Origin of the sequence: Williamsia sp. (genome assembly GCF_036566845.1) — a bacterium.
Classification (GTDB): domain Bacteria; phylum Actinomycetota; class Actinomycetes; order Mycobacteriales; family Mycobacteriaceae; genus Williamsia.
The window spans coordinates 63,762-73,317 of sequence record NZ_DATCVM010000239.1; the positions used below are offsets into that span (position 1 = coordinate 63,762).

Genomic DNA, 9,556 nt, shown 5'->3' on the forward strand with positions numbered 1-9,556 from the left:
CCGGGGACTGAGTCGTGACTGCGTCCTGCGCGTCACGTCGAGGATGCGTCCGGACCGCACGACGTCGCCCCGCCGCATGATCTCATCTCACAGACCGGCCTTCGCTATCGCAGTCAGAGCGCGATGCCACGCATCGGCGAGTACCCGGACATCGTCAGCGGCCACGACGCCGACGGGGTAGCGCCAACTGGAGTAGATTTTCGGACCACCCGCCGTATCCAACGTCCGGACATTGATCTCAAGCGCATGACCGGCCGGCATGTCAGGGTTCGGACCGACATCGGCAGCGGCTCCGTCCTCGGCAAACGACCAGTCCCCCTCCTGCAGTTCCGTGAACCTGCCGAGATAGTTGAACTCCACTGCAGACTGCGGTATCCCGGCGAGAGGACGCTCCGGATGCAGATGACGGAGCATCCCGTAGCCGATCCCGTTGTCGGCGATAGTGTCCATTCTCCCCCGCACCCGATTCACCAACGACATCGCCGCGGTCCGATCCCCGCCGATGATCGCCGTGTATTCGGCCGCACTGCTTTCCAGTCTCAGCGGATGTATCGCGGTGAACCAGCCGATCGTCCTCGACAGATCGACGTCGCCGAGTTCTTCTTCACGTCCATGATGTTCCAGATCGATCACGGTCGAGGTGACCAGACTTTCCGGCACGTCGGAGACCAGCCGGCGCCAATGGGCAAACGCCGCCGACAGTGCCGCAGTCATCAGATCGCCCACGCCCACGCCATAGGTCTTCGGCGCCTCACCGAGCACGTGTTGCGTGATCTCTGCTTCTGACTCGTTCATCGTCGTCGCCACGGTCGAGACCACATCGATCGACGGATCCAGGGGACGGCACAGAGGCAACGGGTCGGCATCGCGGACCATGTCCTCCCAGATCAAGCGCTCGTCCGTTCTCGTCACAGCAAGATCCGCGAGCAATGCGCTCCAGGTCCGGAACGCTGTTCCTCGTGCCGGAAGTACCACTTCATCCCCATCCGAGAGCCGGCGATAGGCGGCCAAGAGATCCGGCACCAGGATCCGCCAGGACACACCATCCATGACGAGGTGGTGCGCCATCAAGATCAGCCGTCCTGATCGAACCGGTCCGGCATCGAGCCAGGCCGCCACGACCATCGCGCCCGCTTTCGGGTCCAGCCGCGAACGTGCGTGCAGTGCAGCATCTTCCAGGTCTCCGGCCCAGTCACCGGTGAACACTCGCCGGTCCAGCCAGGACGATACGTCCACCGAGTCCGGGATGGTCAGACTCCGGTCCGGGCCGTCCACACACAGGCGAGCACGCAGCAGGTCATGCCGATCGGCCACGGCCGCGAGTGCATCAACCAGGGTGTTCGGGTCGAAATCCGCCGGCGTTCGGAGGGTCACCACCTGGTTGTAGCCGTCCGTGGTGCCAGGAGCCACGGTGTCGACGTCTCGTAGCCAATGCATAACCGGTGTCAGCGAACAGCTCCCGGTTGCGATGTCGGCCGGGCCCGAACCGGTGACCTGTTCGGCAACTGTCGCGAGTTCGATGACCGTGCGGCACGCGAATACGTGTTTCGGCGAGATCTTCAAGCCGCGGACTCGGGCCGCACTCACCAGCTGCATCGCCACGATGCTGTCGCCCCCGAGCTCGAAGAAGTCCGAATCAGCACCAACACTCGGTAATCCGAGAACATCTGCGACCGCCGTGCACAACGTGCGCTCGACGTCCGTGGACGGTTCCGCACCCCCGGTCGCTTCGGCCGGGCCCGGAAGTGCGCTGCGATCGAGCTTGCCGTTCGACAGCAGCGGAAGTCGATCGAGCTCGACGACAACTGCCGGGACCATGTAGTCCGGCAGCACCCGCATGGTGTCGGCGCGGACATCAACGTGTTTGTCGATGACCACGTAGGCAACGAGTTGGGTTGTGCCGAAGTCAGTCTCGTGTGGCACGACGACCGCGTCGACAACCCCGTCGAGTGTCTTCACAACTGATTCGATCTCGCCCGGTTCGATCCGGAAACCTCGGACCTTGACCTGATTGTCACTGCGCCCGCGATAGTCGAGCAGCCCGTCGAAAGTCCATCGCGCACGATCGCCGGTCCGGTACATCCGGCCACCCCCGATCGGGTCGGCGACAAACCGTTCCGAGGTCAGTGCCGGGCGATCGAGGTATCCACGGGCCAAACCCGCTCCGGCGAGATACAAGTCGCCCTCGACTCCGACCGGAACCGCACGCAGCCGTTCGTCGAGAACATAGCCGGTGCTGCCATCAACCGGACGACCGATCACCGGCTGGTCGGAATCGGCCACCGAGGCCACCATCGCGTCCACTGTCGACTCGGTCGGTCCGTACAGATTCACCGCCTCGGTTGCAGGCAGTGAACGCAACCGCGACCACAGCGATGCCGACACCGCCTCACCACCGAAACCCACCATCGCGATGGGTACATGCGTTCCGAGTCCCCGGTCGAGCAATTGCGCGACATACGAAGGCGTCAGTTCGAGAAAGTCCCATCGCTGCTCGCGCAGCCGGTCCAACAGCAGGTCGGGATCGCGCTGAGTGTCCTCGTCCACGATGTCGATGGCGTGGCCCCCGAGAATCCAGAGAAGCGGCTGCCACGACGCGTCGAACGAGAAGGCCCACGCATGGCCCACGCGGAGGTGGTCACGTCCGGTCCGGTCCACCACGGTGTCGTGGAGCATCCTGCGGTGCGAATGGTAGAGGGTTGCCAGACCGCGATGGCTCACGGTGACACCTTTGGGCCGCCCCGTCGTCCCCGAGGTGAACACGACATACGCTCGATTGTCCGGATGCAGGGGAGCGTCGATGGTGCCCGGGTCGTTGTCCGCGAACATGTCTCGCACACCGAGGTGTGGTACGTCCGCGGGCATCCCGGCACGGGTCGAGTTGTCGACGAGCGCCACCGCCGGGCGGGCGTCGTCCACCATTGCGTTGATCCGGGTGGCCGGCAATGCCGGGTCGACCGGCAGGTACGCCGCGCCGGCAGTCAGCACACCGAACACCGCAGCCACGTAGTCCGCTCCACGCGGCAGGCACACAGCCACGAGGGCTTCGTTCCCGACACCCATCTCTCGCAGCCGGGCCGCCACGCGGCGGACCCGCCCGTCGAGCTCGGCGAAGGTCCACGCAGCGTCGCCATCGATCACCGCGACCGCGTGGGGATCGATCTGCACTCTCTGCGCAAACAAGGCCGGAATGGTCAGCGGCACAGCAGCATCGACGGAAGCCGGTACCGGCGGACGGGCAACCAGCGCCCGCTCCGGTCCCAGCACGTCGATACCGCCGATCGAGCGGTCGGCATGATCGATCATCGCATCGAACACCCGGTGCAGACGGTCGACGATTGCCGTCACGGTGCGCTCGTCGAAAAGGTCTGTCGCGTACTCGACGACTCCGGTCATCGCGCCTGACCGGTCTTCCGCGAAATCGAAGGACAGATCGAACTTCGCGGTGCCCGTGCCGGAGGCGAGATCGATCTGCGCGCAGCCGGTGTGTTCGGTGGCCGCCGTGGCCCCACCCGCGGCGCCTATGTAGACCACCATCACCTGGAACAACGGGTGCATCGACATCGTTCGTCGTGTCCCCACGGCGTCGACCACGTGCTCGAACGGGACGTCCTGATTGTCGAACGCGGCAAGATCCGCGGTGCGAACCCGCTTGAACACCTCACCTATCGACGGGTCTCCGGAGAGATCAACCCGTAGCACAACGGTATTCAGGAAGAACCCGACGAGATCCTCGAGTCGCTCGTCGCGTCGCCCTGAGATCGGCGTACCGAGGACCACATCCGCGCCGGCACCGCTGCGTTGCAGTGCGATCGCCACGGCAGCGTGTACCAACATGAACACACTGATCTGGTGCCGCTCCGCCACCGCCTGCAACAACCGTGCCCGCCGCGCATCCAGCCCGGCCGGCACCGACGCACCCCGATAACTGATCTGCGCCGGTCGGGGCCGGTCCTGCGGAAGCCTCATCTCGGCAGGCGCGCCGGCCAAGGTGTCGGACCAGAAGCTCAGTTGGCGTGCACCCAGTCCAGCGGGGTCATCCCGGTCACCGATGCGCCCGCGTTCCCACAACGTGTAGTCGACGTAGTCGATCGGCAGCGATGAGAAGTCCGGCACCCTCGCGTTGCAGCGTGCCTCGTAAGCACTACTCAGGTCCTTGGTGAGAGGCCCCAGGGACCACTCATCCGTTGCGATGTGATGGATCACCAGCAACACGAGTTGATCGCCGTCGAAGTCGAAGACACTGACCCGGATCGGGATCTCCGAATCCAGCCCAAACGCGTGCCGCATGGCAGCGGCCGCACTGACTTCGAGCTCACTTCTCTCAATTCGTCTGTGCTCGAACGGAACCTGAACATCAGGCGATTCGACACGCTGCACTCCGCGGCCGTCGATCGAGGGGAACACCGTACGCAGCGTCGCGTGGCGACGGACCACATCGCCGATTGCCGCACGCAGCGCTTCGATGTCGAGACCTTCGGCAGGCGGCGTCCACACCAGCGGCACGTTGTATGTCGGTGACGGGCCCTCGACCTGATACAGCACCCACATCCGCTGCTGCGCGAATGACAGCGGGATGTCCTCGGGCCGGCGGACGACGTGCGTCAGGTCCGGGCCCTCGACACCTGCTCCGCTGGTCTCGACTGCCGCTGCGATCTCGGCAACGGTCGGTCCGTCGAAGACCGCCCGCAGGGGCACCTTCACCCCGAGACTGCCCTGGATGCGATTGACCAGCCGGATCGCCGAGAGCGAGTGTCCGCCCAGCACAAAGAAATCCGCGTCGGCGCCCACGCCGGTCACACCGAGAACAGATGTCACGGCATCGGCAACCGCGCGCTCGGTGTCCGTGGTGAGATCTCGGGTTCCCGAACGCAACTCCGGCGCGGGCAGCGCCCTGCGATCCAGCTTCCCGTTCGCTGTCACCGGCATCGACGGAAGAGTCATCACCACCTGCGGCACCATGTGCGCGGGCAGATCTGCAGCCACGGCGGCCCGGACGGTGGGTCCGTCGATTCCCGTCACGTAGCCGACGAGTACATCACCGTGGACCAGTACTGCCGCGGAGTCAGCGCCCGCCCGGGTCAGCGCCGCAGCGATCTCCCCGGGCTCGATCCGAAATCCGCGTAGCTTCACCTGATCGTCCACCCGGCCACGGAACTCGAGGTATCCGGCTTCGTTCCAGGCGACACGATCGCCCGTGCGGTAGTAGCGCTCACCGGAATCAGCAGCCACGAACCGACCGGCAGTCAAGTCGAAGCGACCGAAGTACCCGAGCGCGAGCTGGCGGCCACTCAGATACAACTCGCCCACAGCCCCGACGGAAACGGGCCTCAAGTACTCATCGAGTACGTGAACACCCGTGTTCCACACCGGCATACCGATCGGCACGGAGGTGGCGCACACGTCTGCCGTCTGCACGTCCTCACACCAGGTCACGTCCACTGCAGCTTCGGTGGGACCGTACAGATTGTCGAGCCGAACCCCCGGAAGCACCTCGGCGAATCTGCGGGCGGTGGACACCGGCAATGCCTCACCACTGCAGATGACCCGCCGAAGGCCACGACAGGTCGTGGCTCCGGGATCCGCGAGAAACGCATCAAGCATCGACGGCACGAAGTGAACCGTGGTCACACCGCTGTCCCGGATCAGTGCCGCCAGGTAGCCCGGATCACCGTGCCGTCCAGGGAGTGCGACCTCGATCGATGCACCGTGGACCAAGGGCCAGAAGAACTCCCAGACCGAAACGTCAAATGACGCCGGGGTCTTCTGCAGTACTTTGTCCGCCGCGGTCAGGCCGTACGCTTCCTGCATCCAAACGAGGCGATTGACGATCGCGTCATGCGGGACCAGAACTCCCTTGGGCCGACCGGTCGATCCCGAGGTGTAGATGAGATAGGCCGGACTCCGTGGCTCGACCACGGGTAGTTCGACGTCGCCGGTGCCCCGGGCGTCCTCCACGAACAGCAACCGTTCCCGCGGAGCCGGGACCACCGCGGCAGATTCACGATCGGTGACCACGAGGACGGGGTCGGAATCGGTCACCATGAAGGACAGTCGGTCGGATGGGTATGTGAGATCCAGTGGCAAGTAGGCGGCTCCAGAGCGCACCACAGCGTGCAGCGCGACGACAAGCTCGATCCCCCGCGGTAGCGCGACGGCCACGATTGCCCCGGGACCCGCCCCGCGTGAAACGAGGTCAGACGCCAGTGCCATTGTACGGGAATCCAATTCGCCGGCAGAGATACTCCGATCTCCGCAGGCCACCGCCGCCGTGTCGCGATCGGCGTAGCGAAGCAGATCTACCAGGGTCCTCGGATGACTTGGCAGTTCCAGCGGGACGGAACGACCGTGCGTGCAGCGTTCCAGCAACTTGCGGTCACCGTCGGTGATGAGGTCCAGTTCCGACAAACGCAGATCGGTGTCGGTGGCAAACGCCTCGAACACCTTCGTCAGCAAGACCACAAACCGATCGACCGCAGCCGGACTGTACAGCTCGGTGGCGTATCCACCAGTTATGACAACCCGATCATCGGTCACCGTGATGTACAGCTCCACAGCCGATTTCAGCGTCGCCAGGGTGATCGGCGCCGACTCGTCGAGACTGATCCCCGGTGCGAACTCCGACGGTGCACCCGGCTCTTCACGGTAGGTCACCATCGTCTGGAAAATCGATGCGTGCGCCCCGCTGCGCCTGCCGACCGCACGGGCTATCTCTTCGAACGGAACGTCCTGGTGCTCGAAACCCGCGAGGACTGTCGAACGCGCACGTCCGAGGACTTCACCGAGAGTCGGCAGGCCGGAAAGGTCATGGCGGAGTGGAAGGGTGTTGACGAAGTATCCGACCAGTTGCTCCAACTCCTCGTCCATACGTCCACCGACGGGGGTACCGATGATCAGATCGTCACCCCCTCCCGCAGCAGCAACAGCCACGGCCACGGCGGCCTGACTGAGCATGAACATGGACACGCCGCATGTGCGGGCGGACTCGAAGAGACGCCGCGCAGTGGTTCCGGTGATCACATCAACTCGCCAATGTCCCGTCCACGCCGAAGATTCCGGCCCCTGGACGTCAGCCGGGATCCCGGATCGATCGGGTGCACCATCGAGTGTCCGGACCCAATACTCCAGGCCTGCGTGCAGCAGTGACGATGTGTCCGACGCATCTCCGAGAAGTGTGCGTTGCCATACGGCGTAGTCGGCGTACTCGACGGGCAGCGGGTCCCAGTCCGGGATCGCATCCTTCTGCCGCGCCTGATACGCCACGGACAGCTCGCGCAGCAGTATCGGTGCCGACCATTCATCGAATGCACTGTGATGCACGCTGATCCCGAGTACACATCCGCGATCGGTGTCGACGACGACGCACCTGACCGGAAGATCGAGGCTCAACTCGAACGGGACCAGCATGCTTTCGCGAAGCCGCGCATCGATCCGCGATCGGTCCCAGCCCCTGCCATCGACACGCTCGACACCCAGACGGTCCGACGCCTGAAGGGCTTCGTCGATCTGCTGCCGCACAACCACATGTTCGTCGGGCATTAGCCGGGTCCGTAGTGGTTCGTGACGAGCAATCACGTCACCCAGTGCCGGCACGAGTGCGCTCACGTCGACCACACCGGCAAGCGGGATCACCAACGGCACGATGTACTGGTCGCTGGGCCCCTGAACCTGATCCATCAACCACAACGACTGCTGCCCGTAGGACGCCGGAATCACTTCTGGCCGCGTCACCCGTGTCACCCGCAATCTGCCGGTGTGTATGTCGGCGACGGGCTCGTCCATGATCGCGGCGAGTTCTGCGACCGACGGATTCTCGATCAGAGAACGCAGTGTCAGCCCCAGGTCGAATTCCGCGTTGATCCGCGAGGCCAGACGGGTCAAGCGCAGTGAATCCACGCCTACATCAACGAAGTTCGCGTCGATGTCAACCGAGTCGAGATCATCGGCGGCACCGATCACATCGGCGACGATCGATCTGAGCCGGAGTTCGTTGTCGGTCGCAGGTGCCCGTAACGCGCCTTGATCTGACCTGGGAGCAGGTTCGGGCAATGCGGCCAGGTCGACCTTGCCGTTGGTGGTCAGAGGCAGCGCATCGAGGTGGGTGAAGGTCGCCGGAATCATGTATGCCGGCAAGGTCAGGGCAAGGCTTGTGCGCAGTGCGCTGTCGGGCAACGGGGTGTAGCCGGTGTAGTACGCGGCCAGCTGCACGTCGGTGCGTACACCACCGGAGCCCTTGTCGGCTGCGATCACGACCGCGGCATTGATCCCGGGATGACCTCGAAGTGTCTCGGCGATCTCGTTCAACTCGACACGGAACCCACGGATCTTGATCTGGTCGTCCGTGCGGCCGAGGTAGTCGATCTGGCCATCGGAACGCCAGCGGACCAGATCGCCCGTTCGATAGAGTCGCTGCCCATTGTCGAACGGGTCGGCCACAAACCGTTCGCTGGTCAGAGACGCCCGGGCGAAGTACCCCCGCGCCAGTCCCGCACCGGCGAGGTAGAGTTCGCCCGCTGTTCCCGGTGGCGTCGGGGCCAGGTTGGCGTCCAGAACGTAGGCCCGGGTGTTGTCGATCGGCCGGCCGGCATTGGACGTGGCACTCTCACCCAGGTCCGCACCGAGCGCGTTGATCGTGTATTCGGTGGGGCCGTACAGATTGAAACTCTCCACCCCGGGCGCCTCGCGGAGTTCAGTCCACAGCGACTCCGGGACAGCCTCACCACCCAGAGACACGAACACCACGCCGGGTTCGGTGTCATCGGTGGACATCCCGGCGGGACGCGGCCGGTTCAGCAGCCCGTCCTCGGTGAGGATCTGTCCGTACGACGGTGTCACGTCGAACCCGTCGATGCGCTCACTGTCGTAGTGGTCGAGAAGCAGTTGTGGATCCTTCCGCATCTGCTCGTCGATGACGTGAACCTCGTGTCCGTTGAGTAGCCAGAACAGCTGCTCCCACGACGCATCGAACGAGAACGAGGTCGTGTGCGCAATCTTCATCCGTCGTCCACCTTGGTGCCGGACAACGGGATCGAAGATCTTCCGCTCATGGTTGAAGTACATGTTGGTCAGCCCCCGCTGACCTACGGCCACTCCCTTAGGACGTCCGGTGGACCCCGATGTGAAGATCACGTAGGCGAGATTGTCCTGCATCACCGGAACCGGATCCACCGAAACTGCATTCGGAGAGTCGATTTCAGTGCGTATCGCATCAGCGTCGAGACTGACCACGGAGTAGCCGCTGCGCACCGGAACACGGGCGACATGGTCTGCGGTGGTCAGCACCACCTTCGGTGCCGCCGCATCCAGGATGTATTCGATCCGCTCGTCCGGATACTCCGGGTCGATCGGAACATATGCTGCGCCGGCAAAGAACACCCCGAAAAGTGCCACGATCGTTCGTTCGTCACGTGGCAGTAAGAGTGCCACCCGGTCTTCTACCCGAACCCCTCTCCGGATCAGGACCGCGGCGTAGCGGCCGGCAGCTCTGGTGAGATCGTCGAAACTCAACCGCACATCGCCTGCCACCACAGCAGTCTCGGCGGGGGTCCGATGCGCC

1 protein-coding gene is annotated in these 9,556 nt (G+C 64.3%); it reads right to left on the bottom strand.

The annotated features are described in order from the left end of the window. Positions 1 to 87: 87 nt before the first annotated feature. A partial coding sequence (locus VIQ49_RS22995) for an amino acid adenylation domain-containing protein (protein WP_331888908.1) occupies positions 88 to 9,556 on the bottom strand: 9,469 nt, incomplete at its 5' end.